This window comes from Amycolatopsis taiwanensis DSM 45107 (genome assembly GCF_000519205.1).
Classification (GTDB): domain Bacteria; phylum Actinomycetota; class Actinomycetes; order Mycobacteriales; family Pseudonocardiaceae; genus Amycolatopsis_E; species Amycolatopsis_E taiwanensis.
The window spans coordinates 1-23,169 of the sequence record NZ_JAFB01000061.1; the positions used below are offsets into that span (position 1 = coordinate 1).

At 67.4% G+C, this 23,169-nt stretch carries 27 protein-coding genes and 2 pseudogenes; 18 read left to right on the plus strand and 11 right to left on the minus strand.

Annotated elements, in window-relative coordinates; all coding sequences use genetic code 11:
• The coding region (locus tag A3CU_RS55285; protein WP_156960705.1) for a DUF2079 domain-containing protein at positions 1-1,576 on the minus strand (1,576 nt) is incomplete at its 3' end.
• A gap of 138 nt (positions 1,577-1,714) precedes the next feature.
• On the minus strand, positions 1,715-2,479 hold the full coding sequence (locus A3CU_RS0133920; RefSeq protein ID WP_027945987.1) for an SDR family oxidoreductase: 765 nt from the start codon (positions 2,477-2,479) through the stop codon (positions 1,715-1,717).
• 136 nt (positions 2,480-2,615) lie between these two features.
• Here A3CU_RS0133920 and A3CU_RS0133925 point away from each other — a divergent pair, with 136 nt between their 5' ends.
• Positions 2,616-3,557, plus strand: coding sequence for an SMP-30/gluconolactonase/LRE family protein (locus A3CU_RS0133925; protein WP_156960706.1), 942 nt, complete (start codon positions 2,616-2,618; stop codon positions 3,555-3,557).
• A gap of 1 nt (position 3,558) precedes the next feature.
• On the opposite strand, the gene A3CU_RS0133930 is transcribed toward A3CU_RS0133925, so the two are convergent.
• Entirely contained in the window at positions 3,559-3,777 is a 219-nt protein-coding gene (locus A3CU_RS0133930; RefSeq protein ID WP_027945989.1) for an FmdB family zinc ribbon protein, read from the minus strand.
• Positions 3,778-3,888: 111 nt separating this feature from the next.
• On the opposite strand from A3CU_RS0133930, the gene A3CU_RS54130 reads away from it, so the two are divergent.
• The 6 genes and pseudogenes from A3CU_RS54130 (at position 3,889) to A3CU_RS0133960 (ending at position 8,384) form a co-directional block, all read left to right on the plus strand.
• Positions 3,889-4,188, plus strand: coding sequence for a hypothetical protein (locus A3CU_RS54130; RefSeq protein WP_211246593.1), 300 nt, complete (start codon positions 3,889-3,891; stop codon positions 4,186-4,188).
• A gap of 205 nt (positions 4,189-4,393) precedes the next feature.
• Positions 4,394-4,561, plus strand: coding sequence for a hypothetical protein (locus tag A3CU_RS54135; protein WP_211246594.1), 168 nt, complete (start codon positions 4,394-4,396; stop codon positions 4,559-4,561).
• Positions 4,562-4,715: 154 nt separating this feature from the next.
• Entirely contained in the window at positions 4,716-5,660 is a 945-nt protein-coding gene (locus A3CU_RS0133945) for a GlxA family transcriptional regulator (protein ID WP_027945990.1), read from the plus strand.
• Positions 5,661-5,902: 242 nt separating this feature from the next.
• Positions 5,903-6,204, plus strand: a pseudogene (locus A3CU_RS54870) (DUF5946 family protein).
• 24 nt (positions 6,205-6,228) lie between these two features.
• Positions 6,229-6,969 (plus strand): hypothetical protein, encoded by a 741-nt coding sequence (locus A3CU_RS48120; protein ID WP_156960707.1) that lies wholly within the window; start codon positions 6,229-6,231, stop codon positions 6,967-6,969.
• A 239-nt stretch (positions 6,970-7,208) separates the two neighbouring features.
• Complete coding sequence (locus tag A3CU_RS0133960; RefSeq protein WP_425388300.1) at positions 7,209-8,384, plus strand: HNH endonuclease signature motif containing protein; 1,176 nt, start codon at positions 7,209-7,211, stop codon at positions 8,382-8,384.
• A 233-nt stretch (positions 8,385-8,617) separates the two neighbouring features.
• Here A3CU_RS0133960 and A3CU_RS53035 read toward each other — a convergent pair whose 3' ends face one another.
• Positions 8,618-9,118 (minus strand): hypothetical protein, encoded by a 501-nt coding sequence (locus tag A3CU_RS53035; RefSeq protein WP_156960708.1) that lies wholly within the window; start codon positions 9,116-9,118, stop codon positions 8,618-8,620.
• Positions 9,119-9,592: 474 nt separating this feature from the next.
• Positions 9,593-10,627, minus strand: a complete 1,035-nt coding sequence (locus A3CU_RS0133970) for an aldo/keto reductase (RefSeq protein WP_027945993.1) — start codon at positions 10,625-10,627, stop codon at positions 9,593-9,595.
• A 69-nt stretch (positions 10,628-10,696) separates the two neighbouring features.
• Here A3CU_RS0133970 and A3CU_RS0133975 point away from each other — a divergent pair, with 69 nt between their 5' ends.
• Entirely contained in the window at positions 10,697-11,284 is a 588-nt protein-coding gene (locus A3CU_RS0133975) for a TetR/AcrR family transcriptional regulator (RefSeq protein WP_027945994.1), read from the plus strand.
• A 30-nt stretch (positions 11,285-11,314) separates the two neighbouring features.
• Here A3CU_RS0133975 and A3CU_RS0133980 read toward each other — a convergent pair whose 3' ends face one another.
• Positions 11,315-11,887, minus strand: coding sequence for a response regulator (locus A3CU_RS0133980; protein WP_052372663.1), 573 nt, complete (start codon positions 11,885-11,887; stop codon positions 11,315-11,317).
• The gene (locus A3CU_RS48125) at positions 11,884-12,981 is read right to left on the minus strand and encodes a sensor histidine kinase (RefSeq protein ID WP_156960709.1); all 1,098 of its coding nucleotides are present in this window, start codon (positions 12,979-12,981) and stop codon (positions 11,884-11,886) included. The genes A3CU_RS0133980 and A3CU_RS48125 overlap by 4 nt, the downstream gene beginning before the upstream one ends.
• Before the next feature lie 121 nt (positions 12,982-13,102).
• On the opposite strand from A3CU_RS48125, the gene A3CU_RS50280 reads away from it, so the two are divergent.
• The 6 genes and pseudogenes from A3CU_RS50280 to A3CU_RS51785 form a co-directional block, all read left to right on the plus strand.
• Positions 13,103-13,666, plus strand: a complete 564-nt coding sequence (locus A3CU_RS50280; RefSeq protein WP_027945996.1) for a hypothetical protein — start codon at positions 13,103-13,105, stop codon at positions 13,664-13,666.
• Between the two features lie 99 nt (positions 13,667-13,765).
• On the plus strand, positions 13,766-14,770 hold the full coding sequence (locus tag A3CU_RS48135) for a hypothetical protein (protein ID WP_052372667.1): 1,005 nt from the start codon (positions 13,766-13,768) through the stop codon (positions 14,768-14,770).
• A gap of 34 nt (positions 14,771-14,804) precedes the next feature.
• Positions 14,805-15,500: a tyrosine-protein phosphatase gene (locus tag A3CU_RS0134000; protein WP_043843548.1), complete on the plus strand. Its 696-nt coding sequence runs from the start codon at positions 14,805-14,807 to the stop codon at positions 15,498-15,500.
• A 443-nt stretch (positions 15,501-15,943) separates the two neighbouring features.
• Positions 15,944-17,131 (plus strand): FAD-dependent monooxygenase, encoded by a 1,188-nt coding sequence (locus A3CU_RS0134005; protein WP_027945998.1) that lies wholly within the window; start codon positions 15,944-15,946, stop codon positions 17,129-17,131.
• The gene (locus A3CU_RS0134010; RefSeq protein ID WP_027945999.1) at positions 17,107-17,385 is read left to right on the plus strand and encodes a hypothetical protein; all 279 of its coding nucleotides are present in this window, start codon (positions 17,107-17,109) and stop codon (positions 17,383-17,385) included. Before A3CU_RS0134005 ends, A3CU_RS0134010 begins: the two co-directional genes overlap by 25 nt.
• Positions 17,376-17,546 (plus strand): annotated as a pseudogene (locus tag A3CU_RS51785) (hypothetical protein); the annotation flags it as partial. The gene A3CU_RS0134010 and the pseudogene A3CU_RS51785, both read left to right, overlap by 10 nt.
• Before the next feature lie 3 nt (positions 17,547-17,549).
• Here the strand turns inward: A3CU_RS51785 and A3CU_RS0134020 are convergent.
• The gene (locus A3CU_RS0134020) at positions 17,550-17,915 is read right to left on the minus strand and encodes a YybH family protein (protein ID WP_052372671.1); all 366 of its coding nucleotides are present in this window, start codon (positions 17,913-17,915) and stop codon (positions 17,550-17,552) included.
• A gap of 220 nt (positions 17,916-18,135) precedes the next feature.
• Between A3CU_RS0134020 and A3CU_RS0134025 the strand changes: the two genes are divergently transcribed.
• Complete coding sequence (locus tag A3CU_RS0134025; RefSeq protein ID WP_027946001.1) at positions 18,136-18,858, plus strand: thioredoxin domain-containing protein; 723 nt, start codon at positions 18,136-18,138, stop codon at positions 18,856-18,858.
• Entirely contained in the window at positions 18,855-19,703 is an 849-nt protein-coding gene (locus A3CU_RS0134030; protein ID WP_027946002.1) for a cytochrome c biogenesis CcdA family protein, read from the plus strand. The genes A3CU_RS0134025 and A3CU_RS0134030 overlap by 4 nt, the downstream gene beginning before the upstream one ends.
• 37 nt (positions 19,704-19,740) lie before the next feature.
• On the opposite strand, the gene A3CU_RS0134035 is transcribed toward A3CU_RS0134030, so the two are convergent.
• Together A3CU_RS0134035 and A3CU_RS0134040 are read right to left on the minus strand one after the other, a co-directional pair.
• A complete protein-coding gene (locus A3CU_RS0134035) occupies positions 19,741-20,244 on the minus strand; it encodes a GntR family transcriptional regulator (RefSeq protein WP_027946003.1) in 504 nt (167 codons plus the stop codon).
• A complete protein-coding gene (locus A3CU_RS0134040; protein WP_156960710.1) occupies positions 20,217-20,567 on the minus strand; it encodes an amino acid permease in 351 nt (116 codons plus the stop codon). The genes A3CU_RS0134035 and A3CU_RS0134040 overlap by 28 nt, the downstream gene beginning before the upstream one ends.
• 134 nt (positions 20,568-20,701) lie before the next feature.
• Here A3CU_RS0134040 and A3CU_RS0134045 point away from each other — a divergent pair, with 134 nt between their 5' ends.
• Positions 20,702-21,244 carry a DUF2231 domain-containing protein gene (locus A3CU_RS0134045; protein WP_027946005.1) on the plus strand — a complete coding sequence of 181 codons (543 nt, stop codon included), beginning with the start codon at positions 20,702-20,704 and terminating at the stop codon, positions 21,242-21,244.
• A 272-nt stretch (positions 21,245-21,516) separates the two neighbouring features.
• Here the strand turns inward: A3CU_RS0134045 and A3CU_RS55880 are convergent, their stop codons facing one another.
• On the minus strand, positions 21,517-21,813 hold the full coding sequence (locus tag A3CU_RS55880; RefSeq protein WP_084144099.1) for a helix-turn-helix domain-containing protein: 297 nt from the start codon (positions 21,811-21,813) through the stop codon (positions 21,517-21,519).
• Positions 21,814-22,123: 310 nt separating this feature from the next.
• Between A3CU_RS55880 and A3CU_RS0134050 the strand changes: the two genes are divergently transcribed.
• On the plus strand, positions 22,124-23,169 hold a 1,046-nt coding region (locus tag A3CU_RS0134050; RefSeq protein ID WP_425388301.1), incomplete at its 3' end, for an HNH endonuclease signature motif containing protein.

Sequence of the window (23,169 nt, forward strand, 5' to 3'; positions counted from 1 at the left end):
TGCCGGGAGCCGCGACCGCCCGCCAGCCCGGTTGCGGCGTGTCCGGCCGGGCCAGGCCCGTCACCCCGCCACCGGCGATCGTTCCCGTCCCGTCCACCACCAGGACACAGCGCGGCGGCCGGTTGTCGACCACGGCCCAACCGGACAGCAGGCTGTCCGCGGCCACCGGCGCGGTATCGACTACTCCTTTGGACGACTCGGTCGAGTCCGGCCCGGGCAACGGCCGCGCCGACGCCACGTCCATTCGCTGCCCCAACTCCGGTCCCCCGCAGCCCAGCGTGAAATCCGAAGTGAACGGATAATCCCCCAGCGCGCGGGCGGCGGGAATCACCGACGGCTCGATCTGTAATGCGGCCAACGCATTCGTCGCCTCCACCCGCAACGCCACCGCCGCAACCCCCAACGGCGCATACGCGGCCCGCGCCGAATCTTGTTTCCCTCCACCGATCGCATGCGTGACCAGCCCGACCGTGACGACTCCGACCGCCAGATACCGCACCGGCAAACCCGGCCGAAACACCGCGACCAGCGCCACCACCGCACACATCACCAACGCCGCCGCCAAGCCATACCGGCCCAGCAGCCCCACGTTTCCACCCGCCACCGCCACCGTCGTGGTCCGGCCCAACGCCACCAGCGCCGCCAGCATCAGCCCGTAAGCGCCCAGCCCCAACCACCCCGACACCGCCTCGCGCCCCGGCCGAGGAAGCACCGAGCAGGCCAACACCACGAGTACCGCGACCGTGACACCCCCGGCGATCACCGCCACCACCGGCTGGTCCGCCGACCACAATCCCCCGACCACCGCGGTGAAAACCGACAACCGCCGATCCGGATCGACCGCGCTGGTCGCCAGCGACTGCGGCCCCGACGGCTTGGTCACCAACCAGAAGCCCACCACGACCAGCCCCGCCAGCAGCGGCGTCGCCACCCGCCACACCCGCTCCCGGCGCACCGCGCTGGTCAACGTCACCGCAAACCACACCGGCAACCCCGCCCCGAAACACAAACATGCCACCGCTGCCATCCCCCAGGCCCACCACGCCCGGCCACGATGCGCCAGCACGATCGCCGCCACCCCGCACGCCACCGCCGGCACCCAACTGATCCCGTTCGTGGCCTGCAACCACAACTCCGCCAGATGCGACGAAAACACCACAAACGCGAACCCCGCCGTCAACGCCGCCCGCCGCACCGCACCCAACGAAGCCGGCAGCATCGCGGGTAACAGCACCACCACCGCGGCCAGCAACACCACGGTCAACACGGTCAGCACCCGGTTGTCCCCGCCGAACCACGCCGCATCCGCCCAAAACAGCAGCGACGGCACCACAAACGGCTGATCCAGGTGATACGTCGCCACCATCCCCGGCAACAACGTGCCGTCATCGGCCGTCACCTTCGCCAGCACATGCCAGTAATCCAGCAACACCTGAAACCGCGACGCCCGCACCGCCGTCCACAACGCCAAACCCGCCGGCACCGCCGCCACAAGCCATAACGCGGCCACCCCGAGCCGATCACGGCGACCACCCACTCGAACCACCGAATCCCCGCGCTGCCCAATCAGCGCCACCCCACCCACCACGCCAACCTCCCGCTCGAAGCCGACAATGACGGGGAGAATCTAGACGTTGCGGATCACGGCGCTGAACGGGCTCGACGCAGAGACCGGATCTTTCGGCACTCCGACGGCGTAATCGGCGAAGACCCGCTACCAGGGAACCGGGCCGGCCTCGCTGAAGAACCCGGCGGTCGGTCCGTCCGCGCCGACCATGGCCAGGCGCACTACGACCGCAGCGCCCTGCGCGGGGGTGAGAAACCCGTTGTGGTTGTTGATATCCGTGTCGACATAGCCAGGGTCGGCGATGTTGACAAGGACCCCGTCCTTGCGCAACTCGTTGGCGTATTGCACGGTCACCGCATTCAGCGCGGTCTTGGAGGGCGTGTACGCGGCCGACGTGAAGCCCGCCAGCGGGCCGTCCGGGTCGCTGTTGATGGTCAGCGATGCGGCGGAGCTGCTGACGTTGACGATGCGGGGCGCGGGCGATCGCCGCAGCAGCGGGAGCATGGCATTGGTCACCGCGATCACCCCGAAGACATTGGTCTCGAACACCGTCCGAACCACATCCAGGTCGACGGAACTCGGGACTCGATCGAGGGCGTCTTCGGGCGAAACCTGCCCGGAGCCGCTGATGCCGGCGTTGTTGATCAGTACGTCAAGGTGGCCGAAGCGCTCCTCGACCCACCTCGCGGCTTCCTGGATGGTGGCCGGGTCGGTGACGTCCAGGACGACGGCACGCGCCTCGCCGCCCGCCGCGCGCACCGCCGCGGCGGCCTCCTCGCCGCGCCCCGGGTTTCTGGCGCCGATCAAGACGGTCATACCCAGCGCGGCAAGCTGGTCGGCGGTCGCGCGGCCGATACCCTTGTTCGCCCCGGTGATCAATGCGACCTTCTGGTCTGTGGTGTGCTCGTTCATTCCCATGATTTCGTCCTCGCTCGTCGTGTTGCACGGAACGAACACAAGACGCCGGCGACTCGATCCTTGTTACAGCACCGGCTACATGACGCGCGCCACAGCAGAAGTCCGGACTTCGACAAAGGAGCTGTGATCGATGGTGTGGCAGCCGAGCGAACGGTACCCGGACCCGGCGGTTCAAGTCCTCGACGCGAGTTTCAAGCGGCTTCGGAACTGGATGGCGGCGATCGAGCGGCTGGCCACCGGATTCCGGTGGGCGGAAGGGCCGGTCTGGTTCGGCGACGGGCGTTTCCTGCTGTGGAGCGACATTCCGGACAACCGGATCCTGCGGTGGTCCGAGGAGACCGGCGAGGTCAGCGTTTTTCGCGCACCGTCCGACCATGCCAACGGCAACACCCGCGACCGCGCCGGCCGGCTGGTGACCTGTGAACACAGCACCCGGCGGGTCACGCGCACCGAATACGACGGCGAGATCACCGTGCTGGCCGACGAATTCGACGGAAAACGGTTGAACTCGCCCAACGACGTCGTGACGAAGTCCGACGGTTCGGTGTGGTTCAGCGACCCGACCTACGGCATCACGGGAAACTACCTCGGCCGGCGTGCCGAGTCCGAGCTGCCCACCGGGATCTACCGGATCGACCCGGACAGCGGCGAAATCGTGCTGCTCGACGATGCCCTGGCAGGACCGAACGGGCTGGCGTTTTCGCCCGACGAGTCGCGGTTGTACGTCAACGACTCCGGCTCGCGGCCGTGCCGGATCTACGCGTTCGACGTCGCCGACGGAGGACACGCGCTGACCAACCGGCGGGTGCTCCTCGAAGTTGAGGACGGCATTCCCGACGGCGTGCGCGTGGATGTGCAGGGCAATCTGTGGGTCGCCTGGGGCGTCACCAGGACCGGCAACGACGGTGTCCGGGTGATCAACCCGGACGGTCGGATCATCGGCATCGTCGGCCTGCCCGAAGGATGCGCCAACCTTTGCTTCGGCGGACGGTGGCGCAACCGGCTCTTCATGGCCGCGTCACAGTCCCTGTACTCGCTCTACGTGAACACGCAGGGCGTGGCGGGCGGCTGAATCAGCCCCCGCAACCGCAGGCGCCACCGCAACAACCACCACCGCTGGGCACCGTGGAGCCGGCCTTGGCCGTGGCCCCGGTCAGCGCCACCGTGGTGAGCAGCTTCACCGTGTCGGCGTGGCCTTCGGGGCAGACGGCGGGCGCACCCGACTCGCTCATCGGCCGGTTCAGTTCGAACGTCTCGGTGCACTCGCGGCAGCGGTAGGCGTAGGTCGGCATGCACGCATTATCCCCCACCCACCCCGCCCCGCCCGTGACTCCGGCGTCGAACGCTCCGGCCCGCGTGTTCCCGGCCGGGGCAAAGCCCCCACACCGCCCAGGTCATCCATCATGCGCGGCGCCAACTACAAAGGCACCAAGCCCAGCAACCTGGACAAGATCATGACCTACACCCTCGTCCGCACCGAGAGTGACTGGAAGGTCACTGCCTTCCAGAACACCAAGCGCAAGCCGTTGATGGAGGCCATCTCCTTCAAGTTCCAGCCCGCCAGCAAGCCCGCCATGGTCTACCCACCCGCCGCCAAGGAGAGCACCATGTCCGCGCTCGTCGCCGCCGCCACCGGGCGCCTCTTCGGGAAAGCTTTCCCGCAAACGCTGGCTGGGGCGCGCACCAGGGGCCGAGCGGGATAATCACAAGACTCCGACGGGGCGGCTGTGGCAGCCTGCGAACATGCCAGAGCTGCGCGTTCATGCAGGCCGTCACTACGCCATCCAGTTTCACTACGCCTTGCCGGACGACGCATGGTGTGTGGAACTGAGCGAGGCCGAGCCGGCGCCGGCCGCGTGAGCTGGCATTCCCAACGCGGAGACACACCTGCCTGGAGCTGCCTTCCTGGTGGCGGTGATACCCGACGAGGATCCGGACCTGGAGCCGACCGTCCACAGCCACGACGAGCACGTCATCCCCTACGGGATCATGCGCTGGTTCATGGAGCACGTGGCCGAGCAGGTTGAACGCTGCCGCATCGCGTTCGAGCAGGGCCAACCTGGAGCAGCGGACTGAGATCGTTTACCGGATAACGCTTACCCACCCGACGGAAAACCGCAGCCCTTCCGTTTCACCGCAAGGAAAGGTCGATCCCCCGTCGTGGCGGCCAAACCTCGGGACACCCTCCGCCAGAAATGGCAGGAATGACATTGATCGATAGGATCGTGCCATGCATCGTGTCGTAGTCATGGCGCTCGAAGGGGTCTTTCCGTTCGAGCTCGGCATCCCGCAGCGCGTCTTCGGCACCGCGAACGACCGCTACGAGGTGCTCACCTGCACGGTCGACGGCAGCCCGATACGCACCTCCGCGGACTTCACGATCACCGCCGACCGTGGGCCGGAGATCCTGGCCACCGCGGACACGGTCGTCATCCCGGCGTACACGTCGGCTCCGGCCTCGGCGCAGCTCCCGGCTCCCGTGATGGACGCACTCGCGCTGATCCCGGCCGGCACGCGCATCGTGTCCATCTGTACCGGCGCCTTCGCGCTCGCCGCGACCGGACTGCTCGACGGGCGCCGGGCCACGACGCACTGGCGGCTGGCGGCCCGGTTCCGCGAGTTGTTCCCCAAGGTGACCCTGGACGCGGACGTGTTGTTCGTCGACGACGGCGACATCCTCACCTCGGCCGGGGCCGCGTCCGGCGTGGACGTGTGCCTGCACCTCATCCGCAAGGACCACGGTAGCCAGGTGGCCAACCACGTCGCGCGCCGGTGCGTCGTGCCACCCTGGCGGGACGGCGGACAGGCGCAGTACATCGAGCAGCCGGTGCCCGAGCCGGCCGCGGCTGGGATGTCGGCCACTCAGGAGTGGGCGCTCCGACGGCTCGATGAGCCGCTCACGCTGACCGACCTTGCCACGCATGCCCGGATGAGCCTTCGCACGTTCACCCGCCGGTTCGCAGACGAGGTCGGGCTGAGCCCAGGGCGGTGGCTGATCCAGCAGCGGGTCAATCGGGCGCGGGAGTTGCTGGAGTCCAGCGACCTGCCGGTCCAGCTGATCGCCCGTCAGGTGGGATTCGCCACCGCCGCGTCACTTCGGCACCACCTGCACGCCGCGATCGGCGTCTCACCACTGACATACCGCCACACCTTCCAGGCCGCGGGCGCCCGATGACAGCGTGTGGGAAAGCGACGCCGCTGGAAACCGCGGCACTCAGGCCGTGCGTCGGCTGCGGACTGGTCCTCCGGGAGACCGGTGGGACGCCACCCCCAGAGCTAAGCGCGTCAGCCGCCTGCTTCGACCGCTACGGCGAACTCCTCTCACGCTCCTACAGTCTCGAGACTTACCGGCCGGTGCACTAGATCGTCGTAGACGCCTATGCCGCACAACATCCCGGCGGCACCACGCGTCGTGCGATCCAGACAGTCGCCCTCTGTCTGATGACCCTTTGCCTGTTCATCGAGGACGGCGCAGACTCCGCGACGGCGCCGCACTGCACAAGCGAATGGTGGCCAACCGCCCCAGTTTCCGCTGGCTTGAGCCACCACCACGACATGACCTCATGACCGTCGCCGACGTGCTCGGCGCCGAAACCGCGGCCGAGCACACGAACCTGGTCTGGTCCTGGGGCACCGACGTGTGGCGGGCCTGGGCACCACACCACAGCACCATCAGGGCCTGGAACACGCTGGCCCTGCGAGGCCACCGGCATTCGTGAGTTCGACCCTGGCAGACTGCCGGTGTGCCTTTGCTGTTCGATGGTGAGCTGTACGTCGACTACGGCCAGTTCTATGTGGAGAGCCGCCCGCCCCCGCCGGCTGCGGACGTGGTCATCCGCCAGACCAGTGAGCGCGCGGCCTACTGGCACGCCTGCGCCCGGGAACTACCCCCGCCGCCCACTCCGGCGCAGCGGGCCGAGGCTCGACGCCAGCAACGTCTTGCCGGTCGACAAAAACTCAGGGAGGTCTGGCAGGCTGCCGAGGTGCGCTGGTGGGGTGGCCGGGCGCCGAGTGAGCGAATCCGGCGGATCAACGGCGCGTTGGCCATAGCGCTGTTGGACCGCGATCTCCTTGACAAAATCGAAAATCTCGACGAGACCGCCCAACGCGCTATCGCGATCTGGGCGGCCGGCCGGGCCTACCGCGAGGCAGGCCTGAGCGATCTGGACTGGGTCACACCGGCGTTCGCCGCCCTCGAACACGGAAGGCCGCTGCCCCGGCCGTTCGACGATCACGATGCCGCGTGGCAACTACTGAGCACGGACTCCCGCGTGCCGCGGACCACCGTTGCCTCCTACGATGGCCGCCACGACCGCATTTCGCAACAACACGCGGCAGTTCCGGCGCTCTGGTCCGCGGCTGCCGGCGACCCGCTGGCAGCCGGAGTCGAGACCTTGTTCCACGCCACCGTCACATTCGGCAGCGGATACCCCCGCCTTTTCGCCGAGGTACACCAAGAATTTCCCGTCCTGTCGACTTCTTGACGGTGGCGTTGGACCGGAACTTGAGCGTATTGCATTAGAGGCGGCCGGGCTGGCAGCCGTAGATTTTCGCACCGGTACGATGGGGACCTTTCGTAGCGTTTTCGATGGACGGTCGATCGTTAGGCCGATAAAATCGATTGATATTCCGTCGAGCGAAGGATTCCCCCGTGATGTACGACCTTTTTTCGTTGTGCAACGACGACATTGCTCGCATGTCCGACCACGCCACGGTCGAGACCATGACCGTCGCACAGAAAGCGATATGCCGGGCCCAGGCCATTCAGGTACGCGCCATCGCCAGACTCGGTCGGATTCGGGGCCATACAAGATGGGTGGCCGACGAAGTCGCACTCGAACTATCTGTCAGCAGACAGGCCGCTACCAGTCTGGTCGATGTGGCGGAGACGTTGACCACCCGACTACCAAGATTGCTGGCCGCCATGGAGAACGGCGAGATCGANCTNNGCACCGCNNGNAANGTCTGCGACGTGACGGCGACCCTGTCAGACGAACAAGCCCGTGAAGTGGACGAGAAAATCTCCGGACGCTTGACAGGTAAGGACTCCGAGAAAGTTCGACGTATCGCCCGCGACGCGGTGTGCGCCATCGACCCCGACGGATANGCCCAACGGGCACGTCGGCGCCGCAAGGACCGNCGAGTCGAACTAGTGCACGCCGACGAAGGAATGGCCTCCCTCTGGGCCTACCTCCCCGCCGAAATCGCCAGCGCCATCTACGCCAAAGTCGACGGCATCGCCCACAAGCTCAAAACCAAGGACGAAGACCGCACACTCGACCAACTCCGTGCCGACGTCCTGTCCGACCTGGCATTGGGTAAACACGAAGGACTACCCGGCGTGCTGGCACAGGTGTATGTCCACGTACCCATCGACGCGGCACTGGGCATCACCAACACCGGCTGCCATCTCGAAGGCCACGGACCCATCCCCGGCGAAATCGCCCGCCAAATCATGGCAGACCCCAACAGCGTATGGCGCAAAATCACCTGCGACCCGGCCTCCGGCGCCGTCCTCGACGTCGGCCGCACCCGCTACCGACCACCCGCAGCCCTCGACGAACTCATCCGCGTCCGCGACCGCACATGCCGCGCACCCGGCTGCCACCGACCCGCACAACTCTCCGACATCGACCACCACCACGACTACCACCGCGGCCAGAAGGGCCACACCGCCAAAGACAACCTCAACTGCCTATGCCGACGACACCACCGCATGAAGGATGCCACCGGATGGGGCTTCAACCTGGACGGAGAAACCGGCCAACTGACAGTGACGACCCCAACCGGACGCCAGCACCGAACCCAACCAGAAACGATCCTCAAACCCACCGTCGAAAAACCCGACGAATCCACAAAGGACAATCTACACGACGACACCGAGGAGCCGCCCTTCTGACTGATCGTTTCATAATGATCGAAAGATGCCTCGGAGGCAGATGATCGAGCAGGCGAGTTCGAGCAGGGCCTGATGTCCGGTACCGGAAGTCTGCCGGGATGGCGGTGCCGCCGCGCAGCCGCACCAGCAACAGCGGTGCTGTCCGATCCCATATCTCATCGGGGACAAGGTTCACGGTCACGACGCTGAGGCTTGCCGGAGATCGCGGTTGAGTATGCCGAGCTGAAAACGATCTAGCCCGGGCCTGGGTTTGGGCCGATTGACCAGACGATGAACTCGCCGCTCGCACAGTGTATGGCGCCCTTCGAATCAAGTTGTACGCCGTTGCGGTCGAGCACCATCACGAAATTCCCGCCGGTGTTCAGCTGAAACTCTTTCAAAGTCAGCTGATCACCCTCCCGGTGACGTTGCTGCAGGAACACACCCAGGCTGTTCCTATCGCGGGCCTGCGTCCCCATTCGGACCGGAGTCTCCGAATACCATTTGAACCCGCCATCACGAGAGAAGTAAGAGTCAGCCGAGGCATGGCCAGCATTGTAGGCAGTGAGGAAGTCCTTGGTCCTCGCCTCGACACCGCCTGAAACATCACAGACCGTAGTAGACGCACTTGCCCCGGACGGCGGCGAAGGAGCCGGGTCGGAGATCGGTGAACATGCGGCCATCAGCGGGATCGTCCCAGCCAATAACGCCGCTACACGCAAATGGAGGGTGAAGCCGCGCTTCCTCGAAAGCATCCTGTTAGGGATACCACCAACACGTTGCTCATCGCCACCCGCAACTGGTCAGTTCCTGGTCCAGCGGTTTACCGGAACTCGCGGCCTCCCGCGGTGAACTGATCCCAGTCCGGTGGGTCGTGCCCGATCCAGATGTCCGCCTCGAAGCTGCGCCGGAGCCGAACGAAAGCCGACGCTGGCCTTCTCCGCCGGAACCCCGGTCGGCACCTATCAAACTCTGGCAACACTTCGCCTGAGCACCGGCACCGCCATTGGACCGATCTCCGATGACGCCATTTTTTTTCGGCCCAAACTACACTGGCTCGCGAAGTCGGTATCTACGCCGAGACCACTTCAGCAATGAGCCTCGCCGCAGCCATCCGACTACGCGACGAAGGAGCTCTGAGCGCCAGCGCAGCGATGACACCTGGGACTGGCCCGGCACACGAGTCGGCGCGCAAATCCCGGCCGGAGGCCAGTTGCCGGTGGTGGAGATCATGCGGCGGCCGGGTTGAGCCGGGCGAAGCCTTCCTGCCGCTGGTAAGGGAAGTACGGGTAGGGCGCGGTCTTCGCGCTGGCGGCGTCGAGCCGGGCGATCTGGTCGTCGGTCAGCTGCCAGCCGACCGCGCCCAGGTTCTGCTGCAACTGCTTCTCGTCTCGGGCACCGATGATCACCGACGACACGGTAGGACGGGTGAGCAGCCAGTTGATCGCGATCTGCGGAACCGCCTTCCCCGTCTCAGCAGCGATCTCATCAAGCACGTCCACGACGCCGTAGAGCAGTTCGTCGTCGACGGGCGGGCCGTAGTCGGCGGTGGCGTGCAGGCGGCTGCTTTCGGGCAGCGGCTGACCCCGGCGCACCCTGCCGGTCAGGCGGCCCCAGCCGAGCGGACTCCACACCACGGCACCGACGCCCTGGTCCAGCCCCAACGGCATGAGCTCCCACTCGTAGTCGCGGCCGACCAGTGAGTAGTAGACCTGGTGCGCGACATAGCGCGGGTGGTGGTGCTCGTCGGCCAGCGCCAACGACTTCATCAGCTGCCAGCCGGCGAAGTTGGACACCCCGAGATACCGGATCTTGCCGTCGCGGACTAGGTCGTGTAGCGCTGCCAGCACTTCTTCGATGGGCGTGCCCGCGTCGAAGGCGTGCAGTTGGAACAGGTCGATGTAGTCGGTGTTCAGCCGCCGCAGTGCGTCCTCGGTGGCCCTGATCAGCCGCGACCGGGACGAGCCGGCGTCGCCCGGCCCGTCGCCAGTGGGCAGGCTGGTCTTGGTGGACAGGATCACCTTGTCCCGACGGCCTTTCACGGCGGCGCCGAGCACCTCCTCGGAGGCCCCGTCGGAGTAGACGTCAGCGGTGTCGAACATCGTGACGCCGGCGTCGAGGGAGATATCCACCATGCGTCGGGCCGCCTTCTCGTCGGCGTTGCCCCAGGCGCCGAACAGCGGCCCGCGCCCGCCGAACGTGCCGGCGCCGAAGCTCAGCGCCGGGACGAGCAAACCAGACGCGCCCAGCCTGCGGTATTCCATGTCAGCCACTCCTAACGGTACTGTAGTTCCGTTAGCACCATAGCACCTTAAAGGGACTGAGGTACCGTTATGGCTGAGGTTCGACCGGGCGGGCGCACCGCGCGGGTGCGGGCGAGTGTGCTGCGGGCGACCGGAGACCTGCTGGCAGAGCACGGTTTCGCCCACCTCGACCTGGCAGAGGTCGCGCGCCGCGCGGACGTGGGGCGGACCACCGTGTACCGGCGCTGGGGCACTACGACCGCGCTCGTCACCGATCTGCTGCTGGACATGGCCGAGCAGTCACTACCGCGCACCGACACCGGGTCACTGCTCGACGACCTGCGGGCCAACGCGCGACTCGTCCAGCGCACGCTGTCGGACGCCCGGCAAAGCGCGTTGTTCAAGGCGATCATCGCGGCCGCCACCTGCGACGAGCACGCGGCTGACGCGCTGCGCGGGTTCTACCGGACGCGGGTCGCCGAGTGGGCACCGTGCGTGGAGTTGGCCGTCGAGCGCGGCGAAGTGCCGGCCGGAACCGATCCGTACGAGGTGATCCGGGCCGTGTCAGCGCCGCTGTACTACCAACTGCTGATCACCGGTGAGGTGCCGGACAAGGCCGCCGCCGATCGGGCGGCGCGGACCGCGCACTTGGCCGCCCGCGCAGGTGCGTTTGTCTAGACCGCAGATCGTCGTGCTGTCGCGGCACGATCAGGATTCGGCCCGGCCGGTCGCCCAGGCCCACGCGGCGATCGCAACGCGATTCCTGGCGTCGGTCTTGCGTTGAATGGAGGCGATGTGGTTCTTGACCGTGCCCGGGGACAGGAAGAGCTCCGCGGCGATCTCGGCGTTGGTCCTGCCCTGCGCGACCAGGGTCACGATCTCGTCCTCTCGCTCGGTGAGGACGACGGTGGACGTCTCGCGTGGCCGGCTGCTTCCGCGCAACAGCCGGACGGTGAGCTGCGGGCTGATGAGCACGTCACCGTTCATCGCGGCCCGGATGGCCTCGATGAGCAGTGTGGGGCCGGAGCGTTTGAGGACGAACCCGGCGGCGCCGTGCCGCAGCGCGGCGTGGACGTACTCGTCCAGCCCGAAGGTGGTGACGACCACAACATGGATGCCGGTGTTGGCCAGGGCGCGGGTCACCTCGATGCCGTCGGCCCTGGGCATGCGGATATCGGCAAGGACCACGTCGGGTTTGATCGTTTTGGCGGTGTCGATCGCGGTGCGCCCGTCGGCGGCTTCGGCCACCACGGTCATGTCGGGCTGGGCGTCCAGGATCATGCGGAAGGCGCCGCGGATACCTTCCTGGTCGTCTGCGACGAGGATGCGGGTGACCACTCCGGCGAGTGTGCCAGCGGCAGGCGGGCGGTCAGCGACCAGCCGCCGGATACCGCTTCCGCGATCAGCTCACCGCGCTGGGCCTGGACCAGTGAGGTCAGGGCGGGCAGGCCGCTGCCGCCATGCCGGGTGTTGGGAGCACGCACCACGCCGTCGTTGGTCATCGTGATCTCCAGGGCGCCGGACGAGGCGCGGACGCTCAGGTCCACGCGTCCGGCCCGAGGCGCGTGCCGCCGGATGTTGGTCAGTCCCTCGATCACGATCCGGTGAGCCAGGGCCGCGGTCTCCGGTGGGACCACCAGAGCGGGATCCATGCGCAGGTGGACCGGCGCCGGGCCGGCGGCGGAGAACCGTTCGGCCGCCGCACGAATGCCGTCCAGGTCGCCGCCGGGGGCGAGCGGCCGGTCGTGGTGCAGCATGTCCAACGTCCGGTCCAACATGGACAGTGCACGCTGACCCGCGGCCTCGACGCGTGCCAACGCCAGAGGATCACCGGTCACCTGGCCGGCCTGGGCGTGCGCGACCATCTCGCTGATGTCGTGCGCCAGATAATCGTGCAGGTCCCCGGCGAGCCTCAGTCGTAGCGCCAAGCGGCCGTCGGCGACCGCGCGCTCCTGCCGTACATCGAGAAAACGGAGGTAGCCACCGCCGGCGGCGGCCACCAGCGCGCCCAGTCCCCAGAACGCGCAGACCCCCACTCCTTCCAGTAGCGAGGCGGGCGCGAACACGCGCAGCACCCAGACGGCCACGGCCAGGCCCGCCGCCGGAGCGGACAACACCGCCCGCCGGGAGGGCACGTACCGGACGACCAGGCCGACCAGCACCATCAGCGCCAGGCTTTCGACCAAACCGAGCACGTCCGCGGCCGGCGTGAGGCGCCCCACGCCGGCCACGTGAGCCAACGTGACAGCCATCGACACGCCCGCCACCAGGAGAGTCGGCGTCGACAGGTGCGGCCGGAACCGGGGCCAGGACAACCCGGCTATGGCCACCGCGACAGCAACCACCACCGATATCCCGGCAACAATCCACATCACGGTCACCGACGATACGTCTATCCCGTGCCGGGTAGCGGAGTGCCGAACGGCACTGTTCTCACCCGCGAATGGTGCCGAACGGCATCTGGTTCGCCGGCCCCCACGTCGGGAGGTTGGTTACATGACGATCTCCAACGGCTGCCCCGAGCCCACCCGGCGGGAACGGGTGGCCGGACACATCGCCTGCCACTCCGCGTTGATCGGCTTCATCCCGATGCATCTCATGTGGGCGTTCGGCGTCACCCTCTGGACCAACGAAGCGAACTTCGACAAGTGGTACGACGACGGGGGCGGCAGCTATCTTTTCGTGCTCTCCGGAATGGCCGTGCTCGCCGGGATATTCGCGATGAGCCTGATACGACCCTGGGGAACGGTCTTCCCGCGCCGGGTGCCCTTCCTCGCGGGCCGCGAGGTCCCGCGCTGGCCGGTTGTCCTTCTGGCGGGCGTCCTCTCCGTCTTTCTCTTCCTCTACACGCTCTGGGCGATCTACGCGGCGTTCCTCTCGGACCTCAACGACGACCCGTCGAAGGAGGTCTTCGACGGCTGGATCATCTACTACGGCGTCCCGCAGTTCCTCATCTGGAGCGGCAGCCTGATGGTGGCCGGCTGGTCGTACTACCGCCGCACCGCCGAGCGCGCGGCGCGCAACAGGTCGCTCGCGGCTCCGCGGACCGCCGGCTCCTAGCCACGCCGTACAGAGGAGTGCCGAACAGCACCCGTTCTCTCCGCGAATGGTGCCGAACGGCATCTGGTTCGCCAGCCTCCACGTCGAAAGGCTGATCACATGTCGATCTTCACTTCCCGCTGGCCGGGATATGCGGCGGCGCTGTGGGCGCTGGCCTATGGCGCGCTCGGAGCCGGGTGGGCGCTGGGTGCGCCCGGGTACCCCTGGGGCGCAACCGATCCGGACCCGGATGGCGCCCTGTCGATCCTGGCGCGGACGACTCCGGGCTTCGGCTGGGTGATCGCCGCCTGCTGCCTGGCTACCGGGATCACGGCGTTGGCGTTGACCCGCAGGAGCAGCCGCCGCGCGCCGTTGTTCGCCGCCGGGGCGATCGCCGCGCTGCTGGTCCTGGTGATCCCCGACTCGCGGTTGCTGATGGGCGTCGCCTACACACCGCTGTTGCTCGTCGCTCCCGTCTTCGGCTGGGGCCTCGGCGGCGCCACCTTCGCGGACGCCTGGCCCTGGCCGGTGCTCAACCAACTCGTGTGCGTGCTGGGCGGCCTGCTGCTGGCCGCCGCGGCGCTGGCTTATCGACGCGGGGAGGAACGCGGACGCTGGTTCACTCCCCAGCGGGGGCGCGTAGCGGTGTACGTGGCGGTCGCGGTGCCGCTGGTGTACTGCGCCACCCGGTGGGCGTGGGCACTCGGCATCCCGCTCGGTGTGAGCGCGGAGTTTCTGGCCGAGGGCGAGGGCGGCCTGTGGCTGGCGGGCGCCTACCTGGCCACCTTCGGCGCGCTCGGCGGCCTGCTCACCCTCGGCCTGACCCAGCGGTGGGGCGAGATCTTCCCGCGCTGGATGCCCGGATTGCGCGGGAAAAGGGTGCCGCCGCTGGTTGCGGTCATCCCCGCCGGATTCGTCTCGATCATCGTCACCGTGGCCGGACTTACCTACCTCCGCTGGGCCGTCGCCGGCCAGTTCGCCCTGGCCGAATGGGGCGCCTGGCTACCGGAGTGCTTCTGGCCGATCTGGGGCACCGCACTGGGAACCGCCACCATCTCCTATCACCGGCGCCGTAGGACAACGGACCGGAAAGCGATTTCCGAAACGCCCTCGCTCCGGTTGTGACCAACCGGGCGTGGAGGTGACGCGTCTTGTGGAGGTGACCAGGGATCTTTGGTGGGACGGGTGCGTCAACGTTCGTGATCTGGGTGGCCTGGGGCGGGTCAGACCGGGTGCGGTGGTCCGCATGGAAGCGCCGACACGCCTGAGTGAGGCCGGGTGGGCAGCGGCCTGGGCGTACGGGGTCCGGACCGTCGTCGACCTGCGTCATGCCGACGAGTGCGTGCGGGACCGCGCGCCGAGACCGGCGGGGATCACGACCGTGCGGGTACCGCTGGAACCGGTCGGCACACCGTTCTACGAACATTGGAAACATATCGACAATCTGGCCTCACCGCTGTGCTTCCCCGCGATGCTGGCCGAGCACCCGGAGCCGGTGGTCGCCGCCGTGCGGGCGATCGCCAACGCCGCGCCGGGATGCGTCGTTTTCCATTGCGCCGGCGGCAAGGACCGGACCGGACTGCTCGCCCTCGTGTTGCTTACGCTGGCCAGGGCCACGCCGGAAGAGATCATCGCCGACTATCTGCGCACCTACGACCGGATGAAGCCGCGGTATGACGAACTCGGTGCCCGCGACCAGCTCACCGCCGTGAGCGAACTCCTCGCGAGCCGCAACACCACCATCGAAGCGTCGCTGACCTCAACGATCGCCTCACTGACGATGCCCGGTTTCCTCCTCGGCAACGGTCTGTCCGACACCGAACTCGCCGCCCTGCACACCCGCTTGGCCGGCTGAAGAATCGCCAATGTCAGACGTTGCCGACCTGGAGCACCAGTTTTCCAGGGGGTAGAGCGGGATTCGATGCGCGACAAGAGGCGGCGCGGCCTCGACGCCGGCAGACCTCGTTCCAACGCAGTGGCCCGTGCTGCCGCGCGCAAAGACCGGATAGCCGTCACCACCTTCCGCACCCCCGGCCAGGGAAGTGATCAGCCGGGACACGGTCGGGTCCGACACCACGCGCCCGAGCACCCAACTCGGCCCATGTCGGCTAGGCAATCACCGCCCAGGGCGACCGCGATCGCCAGATGCGGCACGACCCTGCCAGGACCACACGTCGCCAACGGCTTCCGGCACGGCGTGGTTTTCGTCCTGGGCGGCGGTTACGGGTTGGACAATCTGGTCGTCAAACCTACGACGGAAATGACATCAATGTACGACTCACTGGGAGGTAATGCAGGATGAACACGGCGATCGTGGTCGGCGGCGGGATCGGTGGCCTGAGCGCGGCGATCGGCCTGGAACGCGCCGGCTGGCAGGTGACGGTGCTCGAGCGAGCGGAGGAGTTCCGCCCGGTCGGTGCCGGTTTGACGTTTGCGCCCAACGGGGTCCGGGCACTGGACTGGCTCGGGGTGGGTGAGCAGCTCCGCGCGCACGGGATGGCACAGGGCGCGGCCGGGATCCGGGCGGCGTCGGGACGGTGGCTGCTGCGGGAGGACCTCGGGGAGATCCGTCGCCGGTTCGGGGTCTCCGGATACATGTTGCACCGGGCGGATGTGCACGCCATGCTCATCGGCGCGCTGCGGCACGCCGACCTGCGCACCGGGCAGCAGGTCACCGACGTCGACCCGGACACCGGAACCGTCGAGTTCCAGCTCACGACGGGCGGCACCGGCACGGCAACGGCGGATCTGGTGGTCGCCGCCGACGGGCTGCACAGTCCATTAAGGACACGGCTGTTTCCCGGCTACCCGGGGCCGACCTATGCCGGTTACCTCGTGTGGCGTGGCGTGGTGCCGAGCGAGGCGGCGGCCGGGATCGAGCTGGGCAGTGCGGTGTCCGAGAGTTGGGGCCGGGGCCAGCGGTTCGGGATCGTACCGCTGCTCGGCGGGCAGGTGTACTGGTTCGCCACACTGTCGGCGCTGCCCGGCTCGCACACCGAGGACGACATCGAGGCGGTCGCGCGGCGGTTCCGGAACTGGCACGACCCGATCCCGCGGCTGCTCGCGGCCACCCCACCGGAAGCGTTGCTGCGCCACGACATTTACTCCCTGGAGACACCTCTGCCGCGCTACTTCACCGGCCGGGTGCTGCTGCTCGGCGACGCCGCACACGCGGTCACCCCGGATCTGGGCCAGGGAGCGGTGCAGGCCCTGGAGGACGCCGCCACGCTCGGCGGGCTCGCCGCCCAACACGGCGATGTTTCGTCCATTGTGGACGCCTACGACCGGGCGCGGCGGGCGCGGACCCAGCGGCTGGTGCGAGTCTCGGCCTCGACTGGACGGATGACGCAATGGCGTCACCCGGTGGCTGCCGCGATCCGCGACACGCTCACCTGGCTCACCCCGTCGTCGGTGTATCTCCGGACGGTCGGCGAAACGTTCTCGTGGACGCCGGACCCAGCGTGGCCGGTGCCCGAGGCCAGGTAGCCAACGGGGACGCACGCGCCGACTTCGGCGCGGAGCGGGCAGCCCTGCTCTTCGAGCGATATGGCACCCGCGCGGCCGAGGTGGCCGCGTTCCTCCGCGCCGAACTCGAGCGTGATCCGCACGCCGAAAGGCCGGATCTCGGAGTCGGCGCGCGCCTCACCCGCGATTCGGTACTTCATCGCCCCGCGAGGCGGCGAACCGGGTCGACGACGTCCTCTACCGCCGCACAGACCTCGCCTTCACCGGCGTCGTGACCGACGACGTCGTCGATGCCGTGACCCAGGTCTTCGCCGAAGAACTCGGCTGGTCAGCCGCCGAGGCCGACGCCGAGCGCGAGCGAGTGCTCACCGTTCTCGCCGACTCACGCGGCCGAGCCGTGCGGATCCCGGCCAATTCGGCGGTGCACGCCGGATAAGCGCTATCCCAGGATGTTGGGCTGGTCGACCGCCCACAGCCAGGTGCCGTCCGGCTGGCGTCGCGCCACCTCGACGGTGACGGCTCCGTCCGTGAGTCGGGTCGAGGTGAGCGCGAGATCGCCGTTGACGAGGGCTGGTTGTTGCTCACCGGGGGTGAAGGTGGGTTTGTCGGCAAGCAGATGTTCGTAGGCCTGCCGGATCTGCTGGGTGCCGGTGGCCTGTCCGGTGGGAAGGGCCAGCACGGCATCCGCCTCGTAGAGGGCGACCAGGCCCGCTACGTCCCCGGCGTTGGCTCTTTCCACGAACATCCGGCCCAGGTCCTCGGGCGCCGCGGCTGCCTCGTGTCGTCGCAGGCGGTCGTCATGCATGGTTTGTGTCATCCTCCGAAAGGGATTCGTGCACGTCCTGGCGACGATCTCATGAGGGTCTGACATTTCGCCTTGCGGACAGTCCCGCCGCCGGCGTCGCGTGACGGCGAACACCGAAGCGGTCCACTCGGCCTTCCTCCAACACCGGGTTCGGCCACAAATTACTATGTGACATAGTAGTTTGTGGCGGCTGAAAGCCAAGGACCCAGTGGAGAGCCATATGCGGAACACAGCCCGACGGAACACCACCAGGCGCGACAGCATCCTGGTCGTCATGCTGGTACTGGCGGCGGCGGGACTGATCACCTATCTGCTGACCGGCCGGTCGGGCGAGGCGCGGCCGGACGCCGCCGGCGCGCCGCCGGGACAGGAGCAGCCGGCGAATCAGCAAGGTGGTCCGTCGAGCGAACCCGGGCGCGACACGGCCAATCCACTGGCGATCGGGAAGCCGGACGCACCGGTGAAGATGATCATGTATTCGGACTTCCGGTGCCCGTTCTGCGGGAAGTTCAGCCGGGACACCGAACCGGTTCTGGTGGACCGGTATGTCCAAACCGGAGTGCTGCGCATCGAGTGGCGTGATTATCCGATCTTCGGCGTCCAGTCCATCGATGCGGCGCGGGCCGGCCGGGCCGCGGCCGAGCAGGGCCGGTTCTGGGAGTTCACCCGTGCCGTGTATCAGGAATCGCCGCCCACCGGCCACCCGGATCTCACCCGGGACAAGCTGCGTGATTTCGCGGCGAAGGCGGGAGTACCGGACCTGGCCAGGTTCGAGGCCGATCTCGGCAGCAACCGGTTCGACTCCGCGATCCAGCAGGACCTGACCGAAGGCGGCACCATCGGGGTGTACAGCACGCCCACCTTCCTGATCAACGGCCGGCCGCTGCTCGGTGCCCAGCCCCTGGAGACCTTCACCGCCGCGATCGACGAGGCGGCGCGGTGACGGCCGAGATCGGCCTGCTCGGAGCGCTACTCGGCGGTGTGCTGTCCCTGTTGAGCCCCTGCTCGGCGTTGCTGCTGCCCTCGTTCTTCGCCTACGCATTCGACCGGACCGCGACGCTGGTGCGACGCACGGCCGCGTTCTATGCCGGACTGCTGCTCGTGCTGGTGCCGTTGGGGATGGGAATCGCCGCGGTGGGCTCGCTGGTCACGCGGTACCGGGACATCACCACGACGGTCGGCGGAGCGGTGATCATCGCCCTGGGAGTGGTCACGCTCGCTGGGCGCGGATTCGTGCTCGCACCGGCTCAGCGCGCTGCCGCCCGGATCACCGTGCGCTCCACGCTGTCGGTCTTCGCGCTCGGAACCGTGTACGGGCTGGCCGGATTCTGCTCGGGGCCGTTGCTCGGCAGCGTGCTGACCGTCTCCGCCACCGGTGGCGAACCCGTCTACGGCGGCGTGCTGATGGCGCTTTACGCACTCGGCATGGCGGCGCCGCTGTTCGTACTGGCGTTGCTGTGGGACAGGTTCGACCTCGGCCGCCGTTCCTGGCTGCGCGGCCGGGAACTGCGCATCGGTCCACTCCGGACGCACAGCGTCAGCCTGGTGTCCGGGCTGCTGTTCATCGGCATCGGCGTGCTGTTCCTGCTCACCGACGGGACCGCCAACCTCGGCGGGTTCGGCAGCGTCGACACCCAGTTCAGTCTGGAAGTGTGGGTGAAGAACACGCTGGGCAGCGTGCCGAACGCAGCCGCGCTCCTCGCAATCGTTGTTCTGCTGCTCGTGGTTTTGGTGATCCGGCTGATCCGGTCGCGACTGGCGGGACCGGAGAAGAACTCGGACACCTGACGAACATATAAATGATCACACAAGTTTCGGTGTCCGGTCAGCCCACCTGGGCGCGGCGGTTGATCCACATTTCGAAAACGTTGCTCGTGTGCCATTCCCGGGAAGCAACCACCGGCTGTCCCGACATGTCGTAGTCGACTTCGTCGAAGAAGAGGAGCGGCACGCCCTCCGGCACCGAGAGGTACTGGCTCTCCCGAGCGGTCGCGAGCACCGGAAGCAGCTTCGCGCGGCCGTTCCGGGCGCCGCGCCGGATGTTCTCGAGGAACTCGAAGAGCGACGGCCCGACCTCGCCGACGTGCGAGATCGGGATGATCTTCAGCGGCACCCGGTCGATGCTGTAGACAACGGGCCGGTCGTCGGCATACCGCACGCGCTCGAGGAGCAGGACCTTGTCTTCCTCGTCGAGCTGCAGCAGCTCCCGGGTGTCCTCGTCGGCGACCTCCTGCGACTGCTGGACGACCTTCACGCTCGGCGTGTAGCCGGCGTCCTGGATCATCGCGGTGTAGCTGAGGTTCAGGTCGAGCGAGTGACGGTTCGGCACGCGAGCGACGAAGGTGCCGGTGCCGTGGCGCCGGGGATGACCGACTGCAGTGCCACGACGAGCGGGTCGGCCGCGTCGGGAAGGTTCTCGTCGCCGACACCGGCGGCGACGCTGAGCGTGCTGATGCCCACGACGGCGAGCGTCACGAACGAGTACACGAGGGCGCGCGGAATGTCCTTGCCGGGGTTGCGGGCCTCCTCGACGGCCATCGGCAGGCTCTCGATCGCGAAGAAGAACCAGGCCGCGAGCGGCAGCGTCGCCCAGAATCCATCCGCTGGGAGACGTCGCTTGAGTCGGAAGCGGTAAGTAATTTTCGCACCGATATATCAAGCATGGTTCTAAATCAAACAGTCGGGATCCCAAAGGTCCCTTTCGAGCGATTCCAAGAAAACTCTGAGATTCGATCGGCACGCTTGACGGCAGCTGACATCACCGAAAAAAACCAACAGGAGCCAGGATGCCCACGTTCATCTCAGGACTGCCGGTGCACGTACTGGTCGTGCATGCCGTCGTGGTGCTCGTGCCGCTGTCGGTGCTGGGCACGATAACCATCGCGGCCTGGCCGGCGGCACGCCGGCGTTACGGCTGGCTCGTGGTCGGCGTGACCGCGCTCGCCACCCTGTCCATCCCGCTGGCGACCAGCAGCGGTGAAGACCTGCGCGACCGGCTTCCCCGCACAAGCCTCATCCGCACGCACGCCAGCCTCGGCGACGAGTTGTTGTTCTTCGTGGCAGCCCTGCTCGTGGTGGCCGCCGCACTGGTCTGGTTCGACCAGCGCCGGCGCCAAAGCGAAGCCGGCACGGGTTCGGAAAAGGAAACGGGGTCTGTCGCACTGAAGGTCGTCGGCGTGCCCGTGAAGGTGGTCGCCGGGACGCTCACGGCACTCACGGTGGCGCTGGCCGTCGTGTCCGCGGTTCAGGTCGTCCGCATCGGCGACTCCGGCGCCAAGGCCGCCTGGTCGGGCGAGCAGTACATCAGTCCGCAACCACACGAGGGATGACGCCGGAACGTCCCGACGGGTCGCCAGCCACCAGGTGGCGTCCCGAACTGATCTCCCCGAGTTGGCTACCCTGGCAAGGAGTGCTCCGAGGCCTGCGCCGCAATTGACCGGCCGATGGCGAATCGTGGAGATGAGCGAGTGGGACCGGGACGCCATCGACCTGGTGGAGCCGACGCCGATGAACTGGATGAGTAGTGAGCGAATAGCAATACTATGCATTCCTCGCGATCGGACTGACCGCTGGACGATGACGAGCGGGAACTGCTGCGCCGTTACCGCGACGGCGCCACACGGGGGGTCGCAAACGTACCTGCGTTGTAAGCGCCGCGAAAGGTGCGGTTCACGAGAAGCGCTGCCCGCGAGTGGGCAGCGCCTCTGGCTGTGGCCCGGTTGCCGGGGTTCGTCAACTGGTCAGCCCAACGCTGAGCCCGCAACGCCCAATAATTCCCGGGACCACCATTACGCTCAATCTCCCGAAACACCACCGAATGATCCTGACCGATCGAATCCCCAATCTCACGGTACGACATCCTCTTCTTGACCCCCAGCGCGATCATCTCACGCTCCATCGGCTCTTGCGGACGACCACGCCCCACCAGTCAGCACCTCTCACCACAACCAAGATCATCATCTCAGGTGGCGCACTGACCGATTGAACCTGCCTCGCCAGCAAGATCAACCCATTGGATCACATGATGCACTGACCCCTTGACATCGCCCCAGATCACCCAAACGTGTATCGAACGTACGTCCTAAAGTTGATAGCATGGTGGCATGTCCGAGGTGGCTCCCGTTTCCCGGTTGTGGCAGGTTCCCGATGGGGACCTGACCGCGCTGTTGGTGGCGTGTGAGCAAAAGCTGCGGACCGGCTACGCCGAGATGCTCGCGATCGTGGGGGANANCNAGCAGCGCGGGTTGGGCAAGTCCTTGGGGTTCAAGGACAATGTCGCGTTCNTGACGGATGCGTTGCGGATTTCTGCACGGGAAGCCANACAGCGCATCGACCATGCNGCGGCCACCATGNCGTCCTCGTCGCTGACCGGGGTGCCGCAACCCCCACCACAGGCCGCCACCGGGCAAGCCCTGACCGCNGGGGACATTAACGCAGAACANGTCCAGGCGATNACNACGACNATGCAGGCGTGCCCGGCCGGGATTCCGGTCGAGCAGCGCGAGGCGGACGAGCGGATTCTGGTGGAGCTGGCTCGGCAGGCCGGNCCNGANGCNGTGCGCAAAGCCGGCCGCCGGCTGTGCGCNNTCTGGGANCAGGACACCGCNCCACCAGCCGACAAGGAACGCGAGCAGGCGGACCCGTTNCGGCGGCTGGACATCCGTCACCGACAGGACGGCAGCATCCGCTTCAGCGGTGACCTCGACGCCGAAACCGCCGAGATCCTCGACGGACTACTCGGNCCGCTGGCGAAACCACACAAGAACCCCGAGACCGGCGAGCATGATTCCCGCAGCCCCGCCGAACGCGCCGGAGACGCACTGGCTGAGATCATCGCNNTGGCCGCNCGNTGCGACGANNTNGNNACCCAGGGCGGTGAACGCGCCGTGATGATCGTGTCCATCACCCTCGCCGAACTCCAAGACCGCGCNAGGCACGCCTTCCTNGACNTCCCCGGGATNTCNAGNGTGGACGGNCTCCGGCGCCTGGCATGTGAATCGAAGGTGGTGCCCGCGATCTTCGGCAACCAAGCCGCACCCCTGTATGTAGGGGATGCTTCCCGGTTCGCCACCCCGGCTCAGCGTCGCTACCTGACCGCCCGAGACCGCGGATGCGCGTTCCCGGGCTGCACCCGTGGTCCTAAATGGACAACCCCGCATCACGTGGTGGCTTGGTCAGTGGACAAGCGCACCGATGCTGACAACCTCGTGCTCCTGTGTGCTCGCCATCACCGAATGATCCACCACACGCAGTG